Genomic DNA, 21013 nt, shown 5'->3' with positions numbered 1-21013 from the left:
AGTCTGGCGATGGTGCCAAGACTAGAGACAGATGCAGGGGTTGGCAATTATCCGCTTGGATACGTTGCGATGGGGGTGAGTGTGCATAAATCAGGAATCGTCATTGATAATGATTCGCATTGCATCTAGAATCACCCTGTCTTCCCCCACGACCGGTGACTGATCGTGAACCCTTGCACGGCAAAGCTCGACCTCTACCTGACCCAGCGCAAGGCGCTGATCAACTACGCCGCCGCCATTGTCGGCTGCCGCGACCAGGCTGAACGCCTGGTGCAGGAGGCGTGGCTGCGCTTTGGCGTGCAGCAGGGGGAAGTGCGGCCCAGCGGGCTGTTCCGCATCGTGCGCAACCTGGCGCGGGCGCGGGTGCGGCCGCCGGTGCTGGCGGTGGTGGAACCTGCACCGGCTCCGCCGCGCGCCAGCGTGTTGCACGGCCTGGTAGCCGCTGCCGCCAGGCTGCGGTGGCCCGCGCGTACGCTTGAGGTCGTTGGCGGCTGGGATAGCCTGCGCCAACGGCTACAGGCGTAACCTCAGCCCAGGTCGCCACCGCCCACCGGCAAGGTCACCCCGGTAATGTACGAGGCCTCGTCCGAGGCCAGGAACAGAATCGCCCCCACCTGCTCGTCCACCGTGCCGTACCGATGCATCAGGCTGCTGCCCAGGGTCTGGTCGACGATCTGCTGGTACCAGGCTTGTTCCTCTTCGGTTTGCGCGGCGCTGTTGCGCGGAATACGCCGTGGCGGCGCTTCGGTGCCGCCCGGCGCCGTGGCATTGACGCGCACGCCGCGCCCAGCAGTCTCGAACGCCAGGCAGGCGGTGAGCGCGTTCACCCCGCCCTTGGCCGCGCCGTAGGGCACGCGGTTGAGGCTGCGGGTAGCGATGGACGAGACGTTGACGATCGCGCCACTGCCCTGCCCCAGCATCACCGGCAGCGCCGCGTGGCAGCACCACAGGGTGGGGAACAGCGAGCGGCGCACTTCGGCCTCGATCTGCTGCGCTTCGTAGTGCTCGAACGGCTTGGCCCAGATCGTACCGCCGACGTTGTTGATCAGAATGTCCAGGCGGCCGAAGTGCTTGACCGCCGCTGCCACCACCCGCGCGCACTCGCCGTATTGCTCAAGGTCGGCGGTCAGCACCAGCGGCTGGTTGGGCAGCGCCTCCAGTTCGTAGACCAGCTCGGAGCGGTCCACCAACACCAACCGCGCGCCTTCGGCGGCCAGGCGCTGGGCCACACCCAGGCCGATGCCCTGGGCGGCGCCGGTGACCAAGGCAATTTTGTTCTCGAATCGGTTCATGAGGTGTCCTCTGTAGCCGCTGCCGCCAGGCTGCGCTGGCCGGGGTGAACCCTGAAGATTTCCAGCGGGGCTCAAGGCCAGCGCAGCCTTCGGCAGCGGCTACGGTGATGGGGGCATCAAGCCGCAGCGAATTTTTCGAAGTAAAAGTTGGCGGGCACGATGGCCTGGTCACGCAGGTAAGCGCTCACCGCCTCCACCATCGGCGCCGGGCCGCACAGGTACAGATCCACGTCACCGTCGTTGAGGTGCACAGGCTCGATATGCTGGGTCACGTAGCCTTTGCGCGGGTAGGTGCTATCAGGGCTGGCCACGCAGGCGTTGTAGGTGAAGTTCGGAATGCGCGCCGCCAGGGCTTCCAGCCGCGCGGTTTCCACCAGGTCGATGTCGTGGGTCACGCCATAGATCAAGTGCATCGGGTACTCGCTGCCCTGCTCGGCAATGCGTTCGAGCATGGCGGTGAACGGCGCCAGGCCCGTGCCGCCCGCCAACAGCAACAGCGGCCGACGGATGTCGCGCAGGTAGAAGCTGCCCAACGGACCTGCCAGGGTCATGCTGTCGCCGGCCTTGGCCAGGCCGGTCAGGAAGCTGCTCATCAAGCCGCCGGGCACGTTGCGAATCAGGAAGCTGACCTCGCCATTGCGTTGCAGCGAGCTGAAGGAATAGGCACGGCTGTGCTCGCTGCCCGGCACCTGCAGGTTCACGTACTGCCCCGGCAGGAAGGCCAACTGGCTCAGGGCATCGCCCTTGATCTTCAGGGCGATGGTGGTGTCGGACAACTGCTCCACGGCGCTGATGGTGGCCTCGTACCTGGCCTGCCTGGTCTTGCACACGTCCGAGGACGCCGGCACGCGCACCACGCAGTCGCTTTGTGCGCGCATCTGGCAGGTCAGCACAAAGCCTTGGGCCGCTTCCTCTTCGGTCAGGGCGTCTTCGATGTATTCCTCGCCCAGCTCGTATCGGCCCGCCTCGGCGAAGCATTTGCAGGTGCCGCAGGCGCCGTCGCGGCAGTCCAGGGGGATGTTGATGCCCTGGCGGTAGGCGGCGTCGGCCACGGTCTCGGCGGCGCTGCTGTCGATGAAACGGGTGACGCCATCTTCGAAATTCAGTGCGATCTTGTAGGTCATGCTGGCCGCCTCAGATGTGGTAGATGTCGATCAGCTGGCGCACGTAGTCATTCTTCAGCACCACCTTCTTGGCCTTGATCAATGGCCGCTCGCCACGGGTATCGAGGGTGTAGAAGCTGGTACCGAAGTAGCTGTCCACGGTCTTGTAGCGAAAGCTCAGGGTGAGCCAGTTAAAGCGCACCTGGGCCACGCCGTCGCGCTGTTCCAGCAGCTCGATGTTGCTGAGGTTGTGCGAGGTGCGGGTGTCGGGAATGCTGGCGCTGGAGCGCTCGGTCTTGATGCGGAACACACGGTCTTCCAGGCCGTCGCGGCGGCCGTACCAGATCAGCGAAATCTCCCGTTGCGGGTCCTGGGTCAGTTCGTCGTTGTCGTCCCAGCTGGGCATCCAGAAGGTCGCGTCCGGGGCGTACAGTTCCAGCCAGTCGTCCCAGGCCTTGTCGTCCAGGTAACGGGCTTCGCGGTAGAGGAAATCGCGCACGGCGTCATGGCTGATCATTGCACCACCTCCACGGCGATGCGCTCGGCCTGCAGGGCCTGGATCATGGTCTGCTGCCAGTACTTGTGCTGCATCACGAACAGGCCTTCGTCCTCGGTGCGCACGCCGCTGAGCTGCGGGTGCAAGTCGATTTCCACCGCGGCGGCGTCGGCGCCTTCCACCCAGTGGGCGGCGCCGCGGGACATGTCGTTCCAGGCGGTGGTGCTGCCCTGGTAGCCCAGCTGGCAGGAGCGGAACTCCTCCAGGTCGTCGGGGGTGGCCATGCCGCTGACGTTGAAGAAGTCCTCGTACTGGCGAATGCGCTGGGCGCGCGCGGCATCGCTCTCGCCCTTGGGCGCAATGCAGTAGATGGTAATTTCGGTGCGATTGACGTCGATGGGCCGGGCGATGCGGATCTGCGAGCTGAACTGGTCCATCAGGTAGACGTTGGGGTACAGGCACAGGTTGCGCGAGTTCTGGATCATCCAGTCGGCGCGGGCGCTGCCGAACTGTTGCGCCAGCTCGTCGCGGCGCTCGTACAGCGGGCGGTCCTGGGGATTAGACCAGCGGGTCCAGAGCAGCATGTGCCCCTTGTCGAAGGAGTAGAAACCGCCGCCCTGCTTGGCCCAGCCACCGGCGCTCATGGTCTTGGCGGCCGCGTTAGCTTCGCGCTGCTGGCGTTGCTGCTGGGTGGCGGCGTAGTTCCAGTGCACGGCGCTGACGTGGTAGCCGTCGGCGCCGTTTTCGGCGGTGAGCTTCCAGTTGCCTTCGTAGACGTAGCTGCTGGAGCCGCGCAGCACCTCCAGGCCTTCGGGGGACTGGTCGACGATCATGTCGATGATTTTCGCCGACTCGCCCAGGTGTTCCACCAGCGGTGGCACGTCGGGGTTCAGGGAGCCGAACAGGAAGCCGCGGTAGGACTCGAAGCGCGCGACCTTGGTCAGGTCGTGGGAGCCTTCGCAGTTGAAGCTTGACGGGTAGCCGGCCTCGGCCGGGTCTTTCACCTTCAGTAGCTTGCCGGCGTTGTTGAAAGTCCAGCCGTGGAAGGGACAGGTGTAGGAACTGCGGTTGCCGGTCTTGTGCCGGCACAGCATGGCGCCGCGGTGGCTGCAGGCGTTGAGGAAGGCGTTGAGCTCGCCGGCCTTGTTGCGGGCGATGAAGATGGGCTGGCGGCCCATCTGGGTGGTGTAGTAGTCGTTGACGTTGGGGACCTGGCTTTCGTGGGCCAGGTACAGCCAGTTGCCCTCGAAGATGTGCTTCATCTCCAGGTCAAACAGCCGCGGGTCGGTGAACATCTCGCGCTTGCAGCGGTAGATGCCCTGCGCGCGGTCTTCCTGCAGCAAGGCATTGAGGTAATCGATTCCCAGGGTCATGGCCGGGGCCTCCGTTGTTATTGTTCAGGCACCTCCAGCGTACGAATGGGTGGGTATGGCCGATAGCCGATCCGTGCAGACCGCTATCCGTTGCGTGCAAGGCCGTCGCGGCGGCGCTTCATGGTCTCGGACGGCAGCTCGCCGAACTGCTTGCGGTACTGCTCGGCAAAGCGCCCCAGGTGCATGAAGCCATGGTCCATGGCCAGCTCGGACAGGCTGCGGACCTTGCAGGTGGGGTCGCCCAGGCAGGCATGGATACGCGCCAGCCGGCGGTGGCGAATGTACTGCGCGGGCGTGGTGCTGGCGTTGCGCTCGAACAGGCCATACAGGCTGCGCACGCTCACCTGCGCCACCTGGGCCAGGGCTTCAGGGGCCAGGTCCTGGCCCAGGTGGCGGTCGATGTGCTCCACCACCCGTTCGAAGGTCATGGGCGGCTCGTCGCCGGTCAGGGGCACCACGTTGGTCAGCTCCAGCAGTTTGCTGGCGATGATCTGCGTGTAGTGGGCCTGCACCCGTGGCGGCGTGCAGGCCTCTTCCGCCTCCTGGCAGACCATGCCCAGCAGGCTCACCAGGCTGGGCAGCTGGTCGAGCCGGTAGCGCTGCTGGCCGAAGCGCACGCCACCCGCTGGCAGTGCCCAGCGCTGCTGCTGGCACAGGCCGTCAAGCAGGCGCACCGGCACCTTGACGATGAATTTCTCGCAGTCGGCCGAATAGGTCAGGTCCACCGGCTCGTCGGGGTTGATCAGCAGCAACTCGCCCGGCGCCAGGTAATGGGCTTCGCGGCCATGGCGCCACAGGCAATGGCCGTGCAGCAGCACCTGCAGGTGGAAAAAGCGCTCCAGCGCCGGCGACACCACGCGCACGGCGGCGCCGTAGCCCAGGCGGCACAGGTCCAGCTCGGCGAACGAGCGATGGCTGAGGTGGGCCAGCGGACGGCTGGCGCGCGGCAGCTGGATGCAATGGTTGCCCACGTGCTGGTTGACGTACTGCGACACCGCGTGGGGGTCGGCCAGGTGAAAGACTTCGCTGCGCTGGCCCAGTAAAGGCGTGTGCATGGCGGGGGTACTCTGATTGTTTTTATTGGTGGCTACATCTTCACCCTTTGCGGGCGCGGGCGCCAATAGGCGCAAGGTCTGGTGCGATACCCAGCGGGTATGGGGCAAAGGCCCCGTCCCTGGGGATTTGCCCCGTTCATGGGGCTAGTGTTGCGCCAGTATCAGCTGCCGCCGCGATCGTCACCTGGCTCGCCCGCGGCGTGGGCGCCGTGGTCATCGCCCACTTCACCGGCAGCGTGCACGCCGTGGTTGTCGCCCGCTTCGGCGTGGGTGCCGCTGCGGCCGGAGGTCGAGGCGCCTGCGTGGCCGTCGCCATGGGTGCCGCCGCTGCTGGCGGAACCACCGTGGCTGCCACCACTGCCACTGTTGCCGCCGCCTCCGCTGCCACCACTGCCTCCGCCGCCTCCGCTGCCACCACCACTGCCTCCGCCTCCGCCGCTACCTCCACCTCCGCTACCGCCACCATGGCCACCGCTGCCGCCCTCCTTGGCATGGACACTGGAAAAACCGCCGAGTGAATCGGGTATCAGCACCACGGACGCCGACAACACCACGCCCATGGCCACCGCCAACAACGATTTCGTGATCAACATGCCTACCTCCACCAAACGCTAGGGATGGGTCTTGCACTAGCAGCCGTAGCAAGGGGCAGGCCACCCCTTAATTGTCCCCAATTCAGAATCAATATTTCTCAAATAAGGCTAATTGTCCCTTCATGTCATCCTCCGTAAAGTGGCCCCCATACCAACCACACAACGTTTGAAGGAACAACCTCATGACCATTCGCAAAGCCCTCACCGCTTCCCTGCTGGCCCTGTCCATCAACAACGCCTTCGCCGCCGACACCGGCGCCGAGCACCACACCCAGGCGTTCCTCGACGCGCTCAATGCCGGCGGTGGCAAGCCACTCGAACAGCTGAGCCCCAAGGACGCCCGTGCGGTGCTGACCGGCGCGCAGAACTCGGTGAAGGTTGACCTCAGCGGCACCGAGGTCAGCAACAAGACCATCCAGGCCAACGGCCAGGCCATCAAGCTGACCATCGTGCGGCCGGCCAAGGTGAAGGGGGAGCTGCCGGTGTTCATGTTCTTCCACGGCGGCGGCTGGGTGCTGGGCGACTACCCGACCCACGCCCGCCTGATCCACGACCTGGTGGTGAATTCCGGCGCCGTAGCGGTGTACGTCGACTACACGCCGTCGCCGGAAGCGCACTACCCCACCGCCATCAACCAGGTCTATGCCGCGACCCGCTGGGTGGCCGAGCATGGCCAGCAGATTGGCGTGGACGGCAAGCGCCTGGCGGTAGCGGGCAACAGCGTGGGCGGCAACATGGCCGCGGTGGTGGCGCTGATGGCCAAGGAACAGGGCGCCCCGCAACTGAAGTTCCAGCTGCTGCTGTGGCCGGTGACCGACGCGCACTTTGACAATGGCTCGTACCAGCAGTACGCCGAGGGGCACTTCCTGACCAAGAACATGATGACCTGGTTCTGGGACAGCTACACCACCGACGCCGCCCAGCGCGCCGAGATCCATGCCTCACCGTTGCAAGCCAGCCCCGAGCAGCTCAAGGGCCTGCCACCGGCCCTGGTGCAGACCGCCGGCCTGGACGTGCTGCGCGACGAAGGCGAGGCCTACGCCCGCAAGCTGGACGCCGCCGGCGTGGACGTGACCGCCGTGCGCTACAACGGCATGATCCATGACTACGGGCTGCTCAACCCGCTGAGCAACATCCCCGAGGTCAAGGCAGCCATGCGCCAGGCCGGCCTGGAACTCAAGGCGCACCTCAACTGACACAGCCTGGCGGCAGCTGCTACGCGAATGCGTATACCCCATATCGCGGCCAAGGCCGGCTCCTACCACGAACGGTGTAGGAGCCGACTTTAGTCGCGATGCAGACGACGCCAATTCAAGATAGTTGCTGCGACGAGCCCCGTAGCAGCGGCCGCAGGCCGCGTCAGCTCATGGCCTGCTCACGATGCCGCCCCCGCAAACACCACAGCGGAAACGGCAAGGTCACCAGCAGCAACAGCCACAGCAACGCATACACCGCGTCCACCCCCTCGTTCTGCAGGTTGACGAACAACTTCACCGGGATGCCCTGGGGGAAGTAGGCGAAGACCATCACTATCCCGAACTCACCGATCACCCGCGCCCAGGTAATGGCCAGGCCGTTGGCCAGGCTGCGTCGCGCCAGCGGCACCGTCACCCGCCAGAATACCTCACCCGCCGTGCTGCCCAGGCTGCGCGCCGCCTCTTCCAGGCTGCGCGGCACCTGCTCGAAGGCATTGCGCGCGCACAGCACGTAGTACGCCAGCCCTCCATACACCTGCGCCAGCACGAAGGCCGGCGGGTTGTTGTTCAGGCTCAGGCCCAGGTGCTGCAGCCCTTCGCCGAAATAGCCGTAGGGTCCATAGGCCGTCACCAATACGATGCCCATGGCCAGCGGCGGGGTCAGCAGGTTGAGCAGCACCGCGCCTTCCACCAGCCCGCGCCAGCGTGCCTGGGTGCGCGCCAGCCAGAACGCCAGCGGCGTGCCCAGCAGCACGATCAGCAGCATCGACAGGGCCGTCAGCCCCAGCGACACAGCCACCGCGTTCCAGTCACCGTACGCCAGTTGCAGATGCGCCCAACCGGTAGCGGCCACCAGGGCCAGCAACGGCGCCACCAGCACCAGCAGCGCCGGCAGCCCCAGCCACGCCGAGCCTGCGCGCCTCATGCGGTCACAGCGCCGGGCCCTTGGGCTGGCCGTAGCCGTTGGCCTGGAACAGCTGCTGGCCTGCCGCCGATTGCAGGTAGCTGACAAACGCCTTGGCGCGCGCCGGCTCCGGCGCGTTCTTCAGCACGGCGGCGTAGAACACCAGCGGCTGCGGGGTGACCACCTGGGCGTTGCCGTCCTTGCCGGGCAGGCTGAGGCTGACGGTGTCGTACCAGTCGTGGCTGAAGGTGGGGTTGCTCAGGTTGATCTCATCGGGCAGGGCAATGTAGGGCAGCTTGGCCGACAGGGTGGCGCTTTCATAACCGGACGCTGCGTCCACCTGCCCCGACTCCAGGCGCGTCAGCAGGCCGCCCTCGCCGAACACCTGCTCGGGGTTCTGGTCATCACCCAACACGGCCTTGGCCAGGCCCGGCTGCTGGTAATACTTCTCCGCCAGCTTGAAAGTGAAGATGATGTTCTGGCCCTGGGGGTCGGTGGCCGCATCGGTGCGGCCAAAGCGCAGGCCGGGGCGCTGCAGCACCTGCCACCACGGCTGGGTGCCTTGGCTGGCGGCCTGCAACTGGCTGGCGAACCGGCTCTTGGGGTTGTAGGCGATGACCATGCGCGTGCTGGCCACCGGCACCGCCTGGTCCACCAGCCCCGCCTGCTTGAGCACCTCGATGGGCCCGGGGGTGATGGACACGAACACATCCGCCACCACCTTCTTCGACGCCAGCAACCGCGCCATGCCATAGGCGCCCTGCCCCTGGCCCTGGTACGCCACGTGCTCGCGCTGGGCAAACGCCGGGCCCAGTGCCTTGTCCATCACCACACCCATGGAACCGGCGTAGGTGACCTGGATCGTGTCCTGGGCGTGAGCGGCCACGGCGCTGGCCATGGCCAGGCCGGCCAGCAGCCCCTGAACGGTTGTCTTCGACATGCGTGTGCGCCCCTCGGTCGCTATTTACCTGGTTATATAGCGCCGATGATAACGGATCCCCCGTCGCAGCGGCCACCAGGCCGCGTCCATGGGCGCGGCGTTGTGCCAGGCATGCTGTGGCGCGTCCGGACGCAGCCTTCGGCAGCTGCTACGGGGGGGTGGGGAACCGGACTGATGCGCACAGGCCGGTGCCGGAGGGGTTGGTGGCGAGGCTGACGCGTGCGCCGTGGCGCACGGCGATGGCCTGGACGATGGACAGGCCCAGGCCCGAGCCGCTTTCGCGGGTGCCCAGGCTACGGTAGAAGGGATCGAACACGCGCTCGCGCTCGGCCTCGGCGATGCCCGGGCCGCTGTCGCGCACCTGGATCAGCGCCCCGCCGTCGGCCAGCGCCACGGCCAGGTCGACCCGGCCGCCGGGCGGCGTGTAGCGGATGGCGTTGTCCAACAGGTTGCGCACCAGGGTGTGCAGCGCCAACGGGCTGAGCGGCAGGGTCAGCGCCGGCCCGGGTTCCACGCCCAGGTCGATGCCCTTGGCTTCGGCCAGCGGCCACAGGGCTTCCAGCACCTGGCGAAAGACCTCATGCACCACCGCCGTCTCGGCCGAGGCGCCGCCCTCCTGGGCCGCGGCCAACGCCAGCAGTTGCTCCACCAGTTGCTTGCCCCGTTCGATGCCCAGCTGCAGGGTGGCCAGCCGCTGCTGAGCCAGCGCCGGCATGGGCGCCGCCGCCAGCCGTTCGGCCTGCAGCGACAACGCGGCCAACGGCGAGCGCAGCTCGTGGGCGGCGTCGGCGACGAAGCGGCGCTGCTCATCCATGGCCCCGGCCACCCGCCCCAGCAGGCCGTTGATGGCCAGCACGAAGGCGCGGATCTCGCTGGGCAGGTGCTGCTCGTCCATGGGGTGCAGTTGCTGGTCGTCGCGTTGCTCCACCTCGCTGGCCAGCTGGGCGATGGGGCGGAACACCTTGCGCACCAGGTCAGCCACCACCATCAGCAGCACCGGGAACAGAATCAAAAAAGGCAACAGCCCGCGCCAGGCGCTTTCCCGTGCCTCACGGTCGCGGGTGCCGGTTTCCTGGGCCACGGCAATGCGCTGGCCGCTGGCGGTGGTGTGCACCAGCACGCGAAACGGCTCGCCGCCCACCTGTTGGGTGGAGAGGCCGTCGGCCAAATCAGTGGGCAGCGGCAACGGCAGCGCGGCATCATCCTGCCCCAGGGCGTGGCTGCCGTCGGCCAGGTACTGGACGATGATGCGCGACTCTTCATCGTCGCCCTTGATGGCCTGGCCGGCCGCCGGGTATGCCAGGGTCATGTGCTGGCGGTCGAACAGCGTGGCCATCTGGCGCAGGGTGTTGTCCTGCATCTCCAGCGCCTCATCGAAGGCGGAGACAAAGGCAAACACCCCAGCGACGATCGCCACCACCAGGATGGCCGCCGACAGGGTTACCGACAGGCGAAGCTGGATGGACTCGTTCAGGCGTCTTTTGCGACCAGCCATCCCATCCCCCTGACGTTCTTGATCACCTGGCTGCCCAGCTTGCGGCGCAACGAGTGGATCAGGAACTCCACGGCGTTGCTCTCCACCTCGTTGCCCCAGGCGTAGATGCGGTCCTCCAGCTCGCTGCGCGACAGAATCGCGCCGGGGCGCAGCAGCAGCGCCTGCAACAGCGCGAACTCGCGGTTGGACAGTTGCACGTCACTGGCCTCGGGGCTGCTGGCCAACTTGGTCACCGGGTCGAGGCTGACCACGCCGTTGCCCAGCAGCGGTTGCGCGCTGCCGCCGCGGCGGCGCACCACCGCGCGCATGCGCGCCAGCAGTTCGGCCATGTGGAAGGGTTTGAGCAGGTAGTCATCGGCGCCGCCGTCGAGGCCGCGCAGGCGGTCGTCGAGGCTGTCACGGGCGGTGATGATCAGCAGCGGCGCGGTGTGCCGGGCGGCCCGCAGGCTGTCGAGCACGCCCAGGCCGTCCTTGCCGGGCAGGCCCAGGTCCAGCAGCACCAGGTCGTAGTGCTGGGTGCGCAGGGTGGCCAGCGCCGCGAGGCCATCGGTGACCCAGTCCACGGCGTCGCCGTTGTCGGTGAGCGCGCCCTGCACCGCCTCGCCGATCATGGGGTCGTCTTCCACCAGCAGGATTCGCATCGTTGGCCCTTTCCTCGATCGGCGCGCGCCGGGGTTATTTGCCGCCTTGCAACGACGTGAAGGTCGCCAGCAGCGCGGTCATCGCCGCCTGGCAATCCTGCTGCACCGGGGTGCCGGCGCGCAAGGCCTCCAGCGCCTTGTCGATGGCATCGTCGAGTTTATGCCAGTCGCTGGCGGCGCGTGGCTTGAGGCCCGCCTCGGCACCGTCCCAGGCCAGTTCCAGGTCCTTGATGCGGGCTTTCGCCGCAGGCAGCTGGTTCTTGTCCACCAGGCCCGCCACGTCGCTGGCGATGGCCTGGAACGCCGACAGGTCGCCCAGCCGCGTGGCCGCGGCCTGGGTGCTGCCGGCGGCGGCCGGCTTGGCGGCCTCCGGCGGTTTCGAGCAGCCGGTGGCCACGCCCAGCAGGGCGATGGCGGCGAGGATAGCGGTCTTGCGTACCAGGTGTTTGACGTAATGCATGGGAAGTTCCTTGAGTCAGGGTGAAGGAGTATTCAGTGGGCAAGCCGCTGGCGGCTGACGCTCCATTGCGCCACGCTGACCAGCATCAGGATCACGCAGAGGAAGATCGCGCTGGTCCAGGCGGCGCCCATGCCCAGGCCGCCGTAGGTCTTGGCCTGGGTGAGCAGGTCGCCCAGGGAGGCGCCGAAGGGTCGGGTGAGGATGTAGGCGATCCAGAAGGTCAGCACGGCGTTGGCGCCCAGGCGCCAGGCCACCAGGGTGGCGGCGATCAGCGCGCCGAAGATCACCGCGCCCAGGGTGAAGCCCAGGCCCAGCGCCTCGGTGGCCAGGTCGCCGGCGGCGGTGCCCAGGGCGAAGGTGCAGAGCACCGTGGCCCAATAGAACAGCTCGCGCCGCGGGGTGACGATGGCCTGGATGGACAGGCTGCGCTCCACCGCGAACCAGGCCGCGAACAGCAGCGCCAGCAGCACCGAGAACACCGCCGTGCTGGCGTACAGGCTGACGCCGAGCTTGTCAGTGAGCACGTCGGTGATCTGCGTGCCGACGATGCTCACCAGCACCACCGACAGCCAATACACCCACGGGGTGTACGCCCGGGTGCGCAGCTGGGTGGCCAGGGCGATGGCCAGCAGCACGGCCATGCCGATGCTGGTCACCGCCTGGCCGAGGCCGACGTCGACCGCCAGGTAGTCCGCGCAGGTTTCGCCCACGGTGGTGGACATGATCTTGATCACCCAGAAGGACAGCGTCACTTCGGGGACCTTGTTCAGCCAGTCGGCTGCGGTGAGAGGTTTCATGCGGGGCTGCTCCGTTTCACGATAAGCAGCAGCCTACGCAGCGAAACTTAGCCCAGCCTGAGCCCCCAATCCCCGTAGCAGCGGCCGACGGCCGCGTCCCTGGACACCGCGGTGCCTGGGGACGCGGCCTTTGGCCGCTGCTACGGAGGGAGGTGTCAGGCGATCGGGACCAGTGGGTCGGCGGCGGCCCAGGCGGCGTCGCGGTCGGCGGCTGGCGGGTAGATCCATACGGTGTTGATCTGGGTCTTCAGCGCCTTGGCTTCCTCACGCACCAGTTTCACCTGGCGGTCCCAGCCCTCGGTGTACACCGCGCCCCAGGCGCCCAGGTCCAGGCAGGTGACGTACTTGGGCTGGCGGTACGGCAGCGGCTCAAGGCCCAGCACCTGGGCGGCAACGTTGTAGCCGCTGAAACGGCCGAGCATGATCGCGTGCTGGCAGGTCATCAGGGCGTGGTTGCCCAGGTCGTCGGTGGCGGCGTGGGCGACGTCGCCGGTGGCGAAGATGTCATCCTGGCCAATCACCTTGAGGCTGCTGTCCACGTGCAGGCGGCCCAGGGCATCGCGCTCGCCGGGGACCTGCGTGGTCAGGCCGTGAGCGCGCACGCCGGTGGTCCAGATCACCGTGCTGGCTTCGATGCGCTGGCCGTCGTCGAGGGTCACGCCCTGCTCGTCCACCGCCACCACCGACGCCTGCAGGCGCCAGCTCACGCCCAGCTCGTCGCTGGCCTGGGCGATGGATTCGGCGATCTGCGCGCCCATGCTGCCGCCCACCTGGGCGCCGCGGTCAACGATGATCACCTCCACTGCGGCGTCGGCGCCGAGGATTTCACGCAACCGCGCCGGCATTTCCGCAGCGGTCTCGATGCCGGTGAAACCACCGCCGGCCACCACCACGGTGTTGCGCGCACGGCTGGCAGGCTGGCTGGCCAGGCCCTTGAGGTGCGCTTCCAGGCGCATGGCCTGCTCGATCTGGTCGACGTCGAAGGCGTGGGCCGCCACACCGGGGGTGTCGGGCAGCGCCAGGCCGCTGCCGGTGGCAAGCACCAGCTTGTCGTAGCTCACCGCCTGGATGGCACCGTGGGCGTCGGTGTAGCGCACCAGCTTATGCCCCACGTCGATGGACTGCGCTGCGCCCTGGATGAACTCCACGCCCACGGCGTACAGCAGTTCACCGATGGGTGCCGCCAGGCGGTGGGCGTTGGGCTCGTAGAACCGCGGGCGGATGCGCAGCTCGGGCTGCGGCGCCAGCAGGCTGACGCGGGTGTCGTGGTGGCCGTGCTGGTTGAACAGGCGCGTGGCGCCCAAGGCAGTCCATACACCGCCGAAACCGGCACCAAGGATAAGGATGTGCTGTTGCATGCTGCGCTCCAGAGGGGCAAGGGAGGCGGCTGGGTGCGCCTCGATAACTGCGACTATATTTGTCGTAGTTTAATTTGGCAATCCCCCGTCCATCGGACAGGCTGCGTTGCCGGGCTGCATGAGCATTGCTAGAATGGCGACTCATTCAGTCGGAGATCCCCCATGTCGCTCTACAGCGCGGGCGTTGAATACGGCATCCATTGCCTGATTTTCCTGGTGGGCCCCGGTGGCGACAGCCGCGAGGCCAGCGTGCGCGACCTGGCCGACCTGCAGGGCGTGCCCCAGGACTACCTGGCGAAGATCTTTACCAAGCTGGCGAAGGCGCAACTGGTGGCCGCCACCGAAGGCGTGCGCGGCGGTTTCCGCCTGGCGCGGCCGGCGGACGAGATCAGCCTGCTGGACGTGGTCAATGCCATCGATGGGCGCAAGCTGATTTTCGACTGCCGCGAGATCCGCGGCCGCTGCGCGCTGTTCGACGGCGAGCCGCCGGCCTGGGCGCTGGAAGGTGGCTGCGCGGTGCACGGCGCCATGCTCACGGCGCAGCAGCGCATGGAAGAGGCGCTGGCGCAGCAGACCATCCTGGACATGGCCCGCAAGGTGGGGCGCAAGGCCCCGGCGGAATTTGGCGGGCAGGTGGATGAGTGGATCAATGAGCGGCGCGACCGCAAGATTCAGGTCACATCAGTGCCCTGAACCTGTGGGAGCTGGCTTGCCAGCGAGCTTTTGAGGCCCGAAAAACTCGCTGGCAAGCCAGCTCCCACAGGTATTACACGCGGAACCGACGCAGCACGTTGTCCAGCTGCTGGCTCAGGGTTTTCAGTTGCGCGCTGGCGCCGTTGGATTGTTCCGCTGCCTGCGCCGCGTGGCGGGACAGTTCGGCGGCCTGGGTGACGTTCTGGTTGATGTCTTCCACCACGTGGGCCTGCTGCAGCGTGGCGCTGGCGATGGAGGCATTCAGGCCGTTGAGTTTGTTCAGCGCCTGGCTGATGGACGCCAGGCTCTGGCCGGCCAGGTTGGCCTGTTCGATGGTGAGCTGGGAGGCACGGCTGCTGTCGCCGATCACCTTCACCGCAGCGTCGGAATGACGCTGCAGGCGCTCGATCATCGCCTGGATTTCCGCCGTTGATTTCTGCGTGCGCTGGGCCAGCAGCCGCACCTCGTCCGCCACCACCGCAAAGCCCCTGCCCTGTTCCCCGGCCCGCGCTGCTTCAATGGCCGCGTTCAGCGCCAGCAGGTTGGTCTGCTCGGCAATGGCGCTGATGACCTCCAGCACGCTGCCAATCTGTGTGCTTTCGCTGGCCAGGGTGCGAATCACCTCGACCGCCTGGCCGATGGTGCCGGACAACTGGTCGATCTGCCGCAGGCTGCTGTCGATATTGGCCTGGCCGCGCTGGGCCTCGGATTCGGCGTCGCGCATCTCGCTGGCCGCATGCTCGGCGTTCTTGGCCACGTCCTGCACGCCATAGGTCACCTGGTTCACCGCGGTGGCCACCAGTTCCATCTGCTGCGACTGCTGCTGGCTGCGCACCTGCGCCTGGTCGGCCTCCACCTCCAGCTCACCGGAGGCCTGGCCCAGGCGCGTGGCCGATTGTTGCAGGTCGCTGACCACCTGGCGCAGGGTGGCGACGAAAGCGTTGAAGTGGTGGGCCAGTTGGGTGACCTCGTCGTTGCCCTGCTCCTCCAGGCGCCGGGTCAGGTCGCTGTCGCCGCTGGCGATACTGGCCATGGCCTGCACCGCGGTATTCAGCGGGCGGACGATGCTGCGCGCGATCAGAATCACCAGCAGCGCCATGATCAGGATGATGCCCAGGCTGATGGCCGCGGCCTTCAGCACCTGCTGATGGAACTCGGCCTCGACGTCGTCCACGTACACGCCCGAACCGATGATCCAGCCCCAGGGCGCGAACAGGCTGATGTACGAGGTTTTCTCCACCGGCGCGCTGGCGCCCGGCTTGGGCCAGCGATAATTCACCACCCCGGCGCCCTGGGCCTTGGCCAGCGCGACCATGGCATTGAATACCTCGACGCCGTCCGGGTCCTTGATGGCCGACAGGTCCTGGCCGTTCAGCTTGGGGTTGGCCGGGTGCATGATCATCACCGGGCGCAGGTCGTTGATCCAGAAGTAATCGGTCTGGTTGTAGCGCAGCCCGCCCACTGCCGCCATGGCCTGCGCCTGGGCCTGCTCGCGGGTCAGGGTGCCGGCGGTTTCCAGGCCGTGGTAGTAATCCAGCAGGCCGCTGGCCGTCTGCACCACGTGCATGGTCTTCTGCGCCTTGGCGTCGTACAGGTCATCGTGGATCTGCCTGACCATCGCCACTGCCATGGCGCACAGCATCAACGCCGCCACCAGCAGGATCAGCCACAAACGGCGGCTGATGGAAAGATTGCGCATGTTCATGTCCGCTACTCCGTGCATTGTTTTTGTTATGGCCTTTGAGAGGCCATCGGCGCGGGGTACGGGAAATGAAGGGGCCAGGTGCCGGTGTCCGGTATTAGGCATAAATGCCGTGCAGCGAAGCTGCACATGAAGTGCACTCGATCAAGCGCGTGATCTGGCTTTTGATCTGCTTGTGATCTGCTTGTGATCTGGCTTGTGATCTGGCTTGTGATCTGGCTTGTGATCTGCTGTTGATCTGGCTCTTGATCTTGATTGTATGCCCCGTAAAGCGCCCGGGCCGACTGGAGGCGTTGATCAAGCGGTCCCTGGCGTAGCCGGGGAAGACGGAACCGGAGGCGCTTCTATTCCGGGCCGTCGTCCGCTTGAGCGACGCCGGAGGGAGGGGACCCGTAGCGCAGCGGAGGGCCCAAGCAGGGGCAAGCCCTTTTTGCTTATTTTTTGGCTGGGCCGGCACACCGGGCGACTGCCAAAAAGGGAGTCGCCGTAAGGGCGAAACGGTCGGTGGTCGCACCGCGAAAATGGATATGTCCGAAACCCTCAAAAGCGGGATCCAAATACCGTGAACATATCCATTACCGAGGGTGATGCACAATCACCTTTCCGGCCTTACGCCGGGTCACTTTTTGGCAAACGCCCCAAAAAGTAACCAAAAAAGGCTTGCCCCTGCTTGGTCCCTACGCTTCGCTGCGGGTCCCCTCCCTCCGGCGTCGCCCAAGCGGCCGACGGCCCGGAATAGAAGCGCCTCCGGTTCCGTCTTCCCTGGCTACGCCAGGGACCGCTTGGCCAACGCCTCCAGTCGGCCCTGGCGCTTTACGGGGCACACAATCAAGATCAACGGCCTCACGGGATCAAGATCAAGGGCGCGATTGCGTTGGTTGAAATAGCGCGTTTCACGCGTTTTCCGCCGCGATCTGTTCGGAGGCTGCAACGTAGTCGGCCTGGAACTGCGGCGATTCAATCCACGCCAACGCCTGCGCCTCATCGGCGCCGGCCGACCATTGGCGGTATTCCAGCAGGGCAGCGAGGATAAAGTCCATGGCGCCCTCCTCGCCTTCCTGCTCGAACACCAGCACCAGCAGCGGGTGCGACAGGAACGCCTTGCACAGCGCCAGCTGGCTGCTGGCCTCGGCGTCGCGCATCAGCTTGAACAGCTCGGTGAGGTCCACCGATTCGAAGTCGATGCGCTGGTCGTTGGGGTCCAGTTCCACATCGGGGGCGGCGGCGCGCTTGACGCGGTTCTGCTTGGCCTTGGTCTTGGCGCGGGCGGCGCGTTTGTCTTGCTTGTGGGTGGCGGCCATGGGGCGCAGTTCCGTATTGCTGGAAAAACGCCCATGTTACCGCAACCAGGGGCCCGTGGTCAGAACAGCGACAACGGGTAGCTGACAATCAGGCGGTTTTCGTCGAACTCGTTGGTGCTGTAGTCGCGGCGAATGCTGGAATTGCGCAACCGCACGTTGAGGTCCTTGAAGGTGCCGCTTTGCAGGGTGTAGGCAATCTCGCTCTCGCGCCCCCACTCCTTGCCGTCGGTGATGGTGCCGCTGTGCACGTTGCTGCCGCTGATGTAGCGGTTCATCAGGGTCAGGCCGGGAATGCCCAGGGCGGCGAAGTTGTAGTCGTAACGCAGTTGCCAGGAATGTTCCTGGGCGCTGTCGAAGCTGGAGTTGTAGCTGTCGTTGGCCAGGGTGCCGCCGCTGGTGCCGTTGACGCGCATCCAGGCGTTCTTGCCGGTCAGTTTCTGCAGCCCTACCCACAGCGTGCCGCCGCCGTAGCGGGCGGAGAACATGCCGGACAGGGTGCGGTTGTCGAGGTCGCCGTCCAGCGCCGCGCCGTCTTCCTTGCCCCAGAAGTAGCCCAGGTTGGCGCCCAGGTTCCAGGCGCCGACGTTTTGGCTGTGCAGCAGTTGCACGTACTGCTGCTGGTAGATGTCTTTCAACTGCGCATTCCACACGCCCACCAGGGTGTGCTTGTCGTTGAAGGTGTACTCGCCGCCGGCGAAGTTGAAGCGGTCGGAGGTGCCGGTGGTGTTCCCCTGCATGGCCATGTCGGTCATGCTCGAGTCGTTGCGCGGGCTGTTCTGGCGGAACTGGCCGCCGTACAGGGTCAGGCCCTCAATTTCCTTGGAGGTGACCTGCCCGCCCTGGAAGGTCTGCGGCAGCGAGCGGCCGTCGTCCGAGCGCAGGATCGGCAGCACCGGCATCCACTCGCCGACTTTCAGTTCGGTCTGGCTGATCTTCATCTTGCCCGCCACCCCCAGGCGGCCGAAGGTGGACGCCGGGTCGCCGTCATGGTCGACCGGCAGCAGCTGCGAACCACCGGTGCCGCCACCGCCGTTGAGCTTGACCGAGTACAGGCCCAGCACGTCGACGCCAAAGCCAACCACACCTTGGGTGAAGCCGGAGCGGGCGTCGAGGATAAAGCTCTGGGTCCACTCCTCCGCCTGGTTCTGGCCGTAGCCTGGGTTGGTGAAGTTGCGGTTGAGGTAGAAGTTGCGCAGGTTGAGGTTGGCGGTGGCGTCATCGAGGAAGCCCTCGGCCATGCCGTCCAGCGGCAACGCGGCCATCAGGGCCAGGGTGCTGACGAAACGCGGATTGAAGGTCATTTTCATTGTTATTGTTTTCCATTTTCTTCGGGCAAGGGGGCTCCGCACGCCCTGAACTGTCAGGGCGCCGGAGGTGAAGCGGGAACGTGTGTGCGGGAGGTCAGGCGGCCTGGCTGGCGGCCAAGGCCTGGCCGGCGCGGCGCTTGGCCACGCCGTTGAGCAGGATGGCCACGGCGGCGAAGAACGCCGGCACGCCGAGCATGGCGAACAGCGCCGGTAGGCTCAGACCCATGCTCAGCACGGCGCCGCCGATCAACGAGCCGAAGATGGCGCCGAAGCGGCCGATGCCCAGCATCCAGCTGACGCCGGTGGCGCGGAAGTCGGTGGGGTAGTAGCCGGGGGCGAAGGCGTTGAGGCCAGTCTGCGCACCGCTCATGAAGAAGCCGGCGGCGATCACGCCCACGGCCAGCAGGCTGGATTCCAGGCTGAACGCACCCAGCAGCAGGATGCAGGCACCGCCCAGGGCATAGGAGGTGGCGATGACGCGGTTGGGGTTGCGACGGTCCATGATCCAGCCGACGACAATGGCGCCCACGGTGCCGCCGATCTGGAACAGGCCGGTGATGGTGGCGGCGCGCTCGATGGGCAGGCCACCGTCACGCAGCAGGGTCGGCAGCCAGCCCATGGTCAGGTAAATCACCATCAGGCCCATGAAGTAGGTGGTCCACAGGGCCAGGGTGCCGGCACGGTAGGTGTCGGTGAACAGCTTGCTGACCGGCGCCTTGTCCTGCGCCGGCGGCTCGCTGAGGGTGAAGCGGGTGTTGCCGTCGAAGGTGCCGCCCAGCTTGTTCAGCACCCGCGCGATGTCACCGGCCGGGGCCTTGCGGCTGGCCAGGAAGCGCGGCGACTCGGGCAGCAGCAGCCACAGGAACGGCAGCAGCGCCAGGGGCAGCAGGCCGCCCACCAGCAGCACCGACTGCCAGCCGTGCAGCGGGATCAGCCAGGCGGCCACCAGGCCACCGCCACCTGAGCCCAGGTTGAAGCCGGTGAACATCACGGTGATGAACAGCGAGCGGTTGCGCTGGGGCAGGAACTCGCTGAGTAGCGTGGTGGTGTTGGGCATGGCGGCGCCCAGGGCCACGCCGGACAGCAGGCGCAGGCCGGCCAGTTCCCAGGGGTTGCGGGCAAAGGCGCAGGCCAGGCTGAGCACGGCGAAGCCGGTGACGGCAATCAGCAGGATTCGCTTGCGGCCCAGGCGGTCGGCGTAGGGGCCGGCGGTCAGCGCGCCGATGGCCAGGCCGATCATGCCGGCGCTCATCACCGGGCCGAAGGCGGCCTTGGTCAGGCCCCATTCCTGGGTCAGCGAGGGGGCGATAAAGCCCATCACCGCCACGTCGAGGCCATCGAACACCACCACCAGAAAGCACAGCGCCATGATCAGCCACTGGTAACGGCCCACGGGCCGTGAGTCGATCCACCCTTTGATGTCGACGGAGTCGTTGCGCATGTTGTTTCACCTTGTTGTTTTTGTAAGGTTGCCGTGGCCTCTGCGGGCCAGCGGGTGTTGCAGTGGCTGCGACTGTACGTCGACTGGGGGGCGGCGCGCCTGCGGGTTCTGGTTAAGCAGGTATGTGATTTGTTTATCGGGCTGGCACGGACGTGCCGCTTTCAGTCCTTGGCGAACTGGAAGCGGCGTTCCTGGGAAGTGAGCCGGCGGGCGGCATCCTTGAGGGGCTCGGGGCATGGCAGGTCGGTGATCCGCGCGATCAGCCGGACGTTGCTGCCCAGGCTGTGCGGCTGGGGCTGCACCAGGGTCTTCATCTGGTGGGCGACCTTGAAAATGTCTTCGGCGCAGCGGCCGTCGAAGTCGCCGTGCAGCTCCAGGAACTGGCCACTCTTGTCGTGATGGATCTGCAGGTGGTAGCGCTGGGAGCCGTCACGGCCGCCGCTGCCCAGCAGCACTGGGGTGAAACCGGGGCCCAGGTAGGCACGCAGCTGGTCCTGCAGGGCGTCCTGGATGGCCACCGGCACTTCTTCGACCAGGGGTTTGGGCCGGGCCTTGAGTTTGCGCTTGAACTTCACAGCGCGCCCTCCACCGCCTGCCACGGCAGCTGCACGGCCACCGGGTGCTGGAACGCGAAGGCGTAGCCGGCCACCTGGGCCTGCACCACGTTGAAGTCGCAATAGCTGGTGAACGCCGGGAAGATCACTTCGGCCACGTAGGGGCCGCGCACGCGTTTGTCCAGTAGCAGGGTCAAGCCGACAGAGCGTATCAAGTCTTTCATCATTACCTCGAAAGCAGAAAACTGCGTCGCGCCTGGCGCTTCATGCGCAACTGGCGCCTCGGGGCAAAGCTTATGCGGGGCGTGGGTG

General features: G+C 66.5%; 22 protein-coding genes. 3 read left to right on the top strand and 19 right to left on the bottom strand.

Annotation, left to right across the window (positions count from 1 at the left end):
• Nucleotides 1-165 precede the first annotated feature (165 nt).
• A complete protein-coding gene (locus tag ACWKWX_RS24005) occupies nucleotides 166-525 on the top strand; it encodes an RNA polymerase sigma factor (RefSeq protein WP_416424708.1) in 360 nt (119 codons plus the stop codon).
• Between the two features lie 2 nt (nucleotides 526-527).
• Here the strand turns inward: ACWKWX_RS24005 and ACWKWX_RS24000 are convergent, their stop codons facing one another.
• The 6 genes from ACWKWX_RS24000 to ACWKWX_RS23975 form a co-directional block, all read right to left on the bottom strand.
• Nucleotides 528-1292, bottom strand: coding sequence for a 1,6-dihydroxycyclohexa-2,4-diene-1-carboxylate dehydrogenase (locus tag ACWKWX_RS24000; RefSeq protein ID WP_483829112.1), 765 nt, complete (start codon nucleotides 1290-1292; stop codon nucleotides 528-530).
• A gap of 116 nt (nucleotides 1293-1408) precedes the next feature.
• Nucleotides 1409-2416: a benzoate 1,2-dioxygenase electron transfer component BenC gene (benC, locus tag ACWKWX_RS23995; RefSeq protein WP_483829111.1), complete on the bottom strand. Its 1008-nt coding sequence runs from the start codon at nucleotides 2414-2416 to the stop codon at nucleotides 1409-1411.
• 10 nt (nucleotides 2417-2426) lie between these two features.
• Nucleotides 2427-2912 (bottom strand): benzoate 1,2-dioxygenase small subunit, encoded by a 486-nt coding sequence (benB, locus tag ACWKWX_RS23990; protein WP_483829110.1) that lies wholly within the window; start codon nucleotides 2910-2912, stop codon nucleotides 2427-2429.
• Nucleotides 2909-4264, bottom strand: coding sequence for a benzoate 1,2-dioxygenase large subunit (benA, locus tag ACWKWX_RS23985; RefSeq protein ID WP_483829109.1), 1356 nt, complete (start codon nucleotides 4262-4264; stop codon nucleotides 2909-2911). Before benA ends, benB begins: the two co-directional genes overlap by 4 nt.
• A gap of 83 nt (nucleotides 4265-4347) precedes the next feature.
• The gene (locus tag ACWKWX_RS23980) at nucleotides 4348-5319 is read right to left on the bottom strand and encodes an AraC-like ligand-binding domain-containing protein (RefSeq protein ID WP_483829108.1); all 972 of its coding nucleotides are present in this window, start codon (nucleotides 5317-5319) and stop codon (nucleotides 4348-4350) included.
• Between the two features lie 161 nt (nucleotides 5320-5480).
• Nucleotides 5481-5912: a hypothetical protein gene (locus tag ACWKWX_RS23975; protein WP_483829107.1), complete on the bottom strand. Its 432-nt coding sequence runs from the start codon at nucleotides 5910-5912 to the stop codon at nucleotides 5481-5483.
• 182 nt (nucleotides 5913-6094) lie between these two features.
• Here ACWKWX_RS23975 and ACWKWX_RS23970 point away from each other — a divergent pair, with 182 nt between their 5' ends.
• On the top strand, nucleotides 6095-7108 hold the full coding sequence (locus ACWKWX_RS23970; protein WP_483829106.1) for an alpha/beta hydrolase: 1014 nt from the start codon (nucleotides 6095-6097) through the stop codon (nucleotides 7106-7108).
• A gap of 163 nt (nucleotides 7109-7271) precedes the next feature.
• Here the strand turns inward: ACWKWX_RS23970 and ACWKWX_RS23965 are convergent, their stop codons facing one another.
• From ACWKWX_RS23965 to ACWKWX_RS23935, 7 genes are all read right to left on the bottom strand, one after another.
• Complete coding sequence (locus ACWKWX_RS23965) at nucleotides 7272-8033, bottom strand: molybdate ABC transporter permease subunit (RefSeq protein ID WP_416424716.1); 762 nt, start codon at nucleotides 8031-8033, stop codon at nucleotides 7272-7274.
• A gap of 4 nt (nucleotides 8034-8037) precedes the next feature.
• The gene (locus ACWKWX_RS23960) at nucleotides 8038-8952 is read right to left on the bottom strand and encodes an extracellular solute-binding protein (RefSeq protein ID WP_483829105.1); all 915 of its coding nucleotides are present in this window, start codon (nucleotides 8950-8952) and stop codon (nucleotides 8038-8040) included.
• Between the two features lie 148 nt (nucleotides 8953-9100).
• Nucleotides 9101-10447, bottom strand: coding sequence for an ATP-binding protein (locus tag ACWKWX_RS23955; protein WP_483829104.1), 1347 nt, complete (start codon nucleotides 10445-10447; stop codon nucleotides 9101-9103).
• The gene (locus ACWKWX_RS23950; protein WP_483829103.1) at nucleotides 10423-11088 is read right to left on the bottom strand and encodes a response regulator; all 666 of its coding nucleotides are present in this window, start codon (nucleotides 11086-11088) and stop codon (nucleotides 10423-10425) included. Before ACWKWX_RS23950 ends, ACWKWX_RS23955 begins: the two co-directional genes overlap by 25 nt.
• Before the next feature lie 34 nt (nucleotides 11089-11122).
• On the bottom strand, nucleotides 11123-11548 hold the full coding sequence (locus ACWKWX_RS23945) for a hypothetical protein (RefSeq protein WP_483829102.1): 426 nt from the start codon (nucleotides 11546-11548) through the stop codon (nucleotides 11123-11125).
• A gap of 32 nt (nucleotides 11549-11580) precedes the next feature.
• Nucleotides 11581-12345, bottom strand: a complete 765-nt coding sequence (locus tag ACWKWX_RS23940; protein ID WP_473002587.1) for a COG4705 family protein — start codon at nucleotides 12343-12345, stop codon at nucleotides 11581-11583.
• Nucleotides 12346-12500: 155 nt separating this feature from the next.
• Complete coding sequence (locus ACWKWX_RS23935) at nucleotides 12501-13703, bottom strand: NAD(P)/FAD-dependent oxidoreductase (protein WP_483829101.1); 1203 nt, start codon at nucleotides 13701-13703, stop codon at nucleotides 12501-12503.
• A gap of 162 nt (nucleotides 13704-13865) precedes the next feature.
• On the opposite strand from ACWKWX_RS23935, the gene ACWKWX_RS23930 reads away from it, so the two are divergent.
• Nucleotides 13866-14396, top strand: a complete 531-nt coding sequence (locus ACWKWX_RS23930; RefSeq protein ID WP_483829100.1) for an RrF2 family transcriptional regulator — start codon at nucleotides 13866-13868, stop codon at nucleotides 14394-14396.
• A gap of 73 nt (nucleotides 14397-14469) precedes the next feature.
• On the opposite strand, the gene ACWKWX_RS23925 is transcribed toward ACWKWX_RS23930, so the two are convergent.
• The 6 genes from ACWKWX_RS23925 to ACWKWX_RS23900 form a co-directional block, all read right to left on the bottom strand.
• Nucleotides 14470-16101 carry a methyl-accepting chemotaxis protein gene (locus ACWKWX_RS23925; protein WP_483829099.1) on the bottom strand — a complete coding sequence of 544 codons (1632 nt, stop codon included), beginning with the start codon at nucleotides 16099-16101 and terminating at the stop codon, nucleotides 14470-14472.
• An 890-nt stretch (nucleotides 16102-16991) separates the two neighbouring features.
• Nucleotides 16992-17399 (bottom strand): protein-tyrosine phosphatase family protein, encoded by a 408-nt coding sequence (locus ACWKWX_RS23920; RefSeq protein WP_416424725.1) that lies wholly within the window; start codon nucleotides 17397-17399, stop codon nucleotides 16992-16994.
• 59 nt (nucleotides 17400-17458) lie between these two features.
• A complete protein-coding gene (locus ACWKWX_RS23915) occupies nucleotides 17459-18706 on the bottom strand; it encodes an OprD family porin (RefSeq protein ID WP_483829098.1) in 1248 nt (415 codons plus the stop codon).
• Nucleotides 18707-18800: 94 nt separating this feature from the next.
• Nucleotides 18801-20147 (bottom strand): MFS transporter, encoded by a 1347-nt coding sequence (locus ACWKWX_RS23910; RefSeq protein ID WP_483829097.1) that lies wholly within the window; start codon nucleotides 20145-20147, stop codon nucleotides 18801-18803.
• 161 nt (nucleotides 20148-20308) lie between these two features.
• Complete coding sequence (locus ACWKWX_RS23905; RefSeq protein ID WP_483829096.1) at nucleotides 20309-20722, bottom strand: hypothetical protein; 414 nt, start codon at nucleotides 20720-20722, stop codon at nucleotides 20309-20311.
• Entirely contained in the window at nucleotides 20719-20925 is a 207-nt protein-coding gene (locus ACWKWX_RS23900; protein ID WP_416424729.1) for a hypothetical protein, read from the bottom strand. Before ACWKWX_RS23900 ends, ACWKWX_RS23905 begins: the two co-directional genes overlap by 4 nt.
• Between the last annotated feature and the right edge of the window lie 88 nt (nucleotides 20926-21013).

The sequence above is a fragment of the Pseudomonas imperatae genome (genome assembly GCF_057128625.1).
Note: the sequence above shows the minus strand (reverse complement) of the source record. Positions and strands in the feature narration are given on the sequence as shown.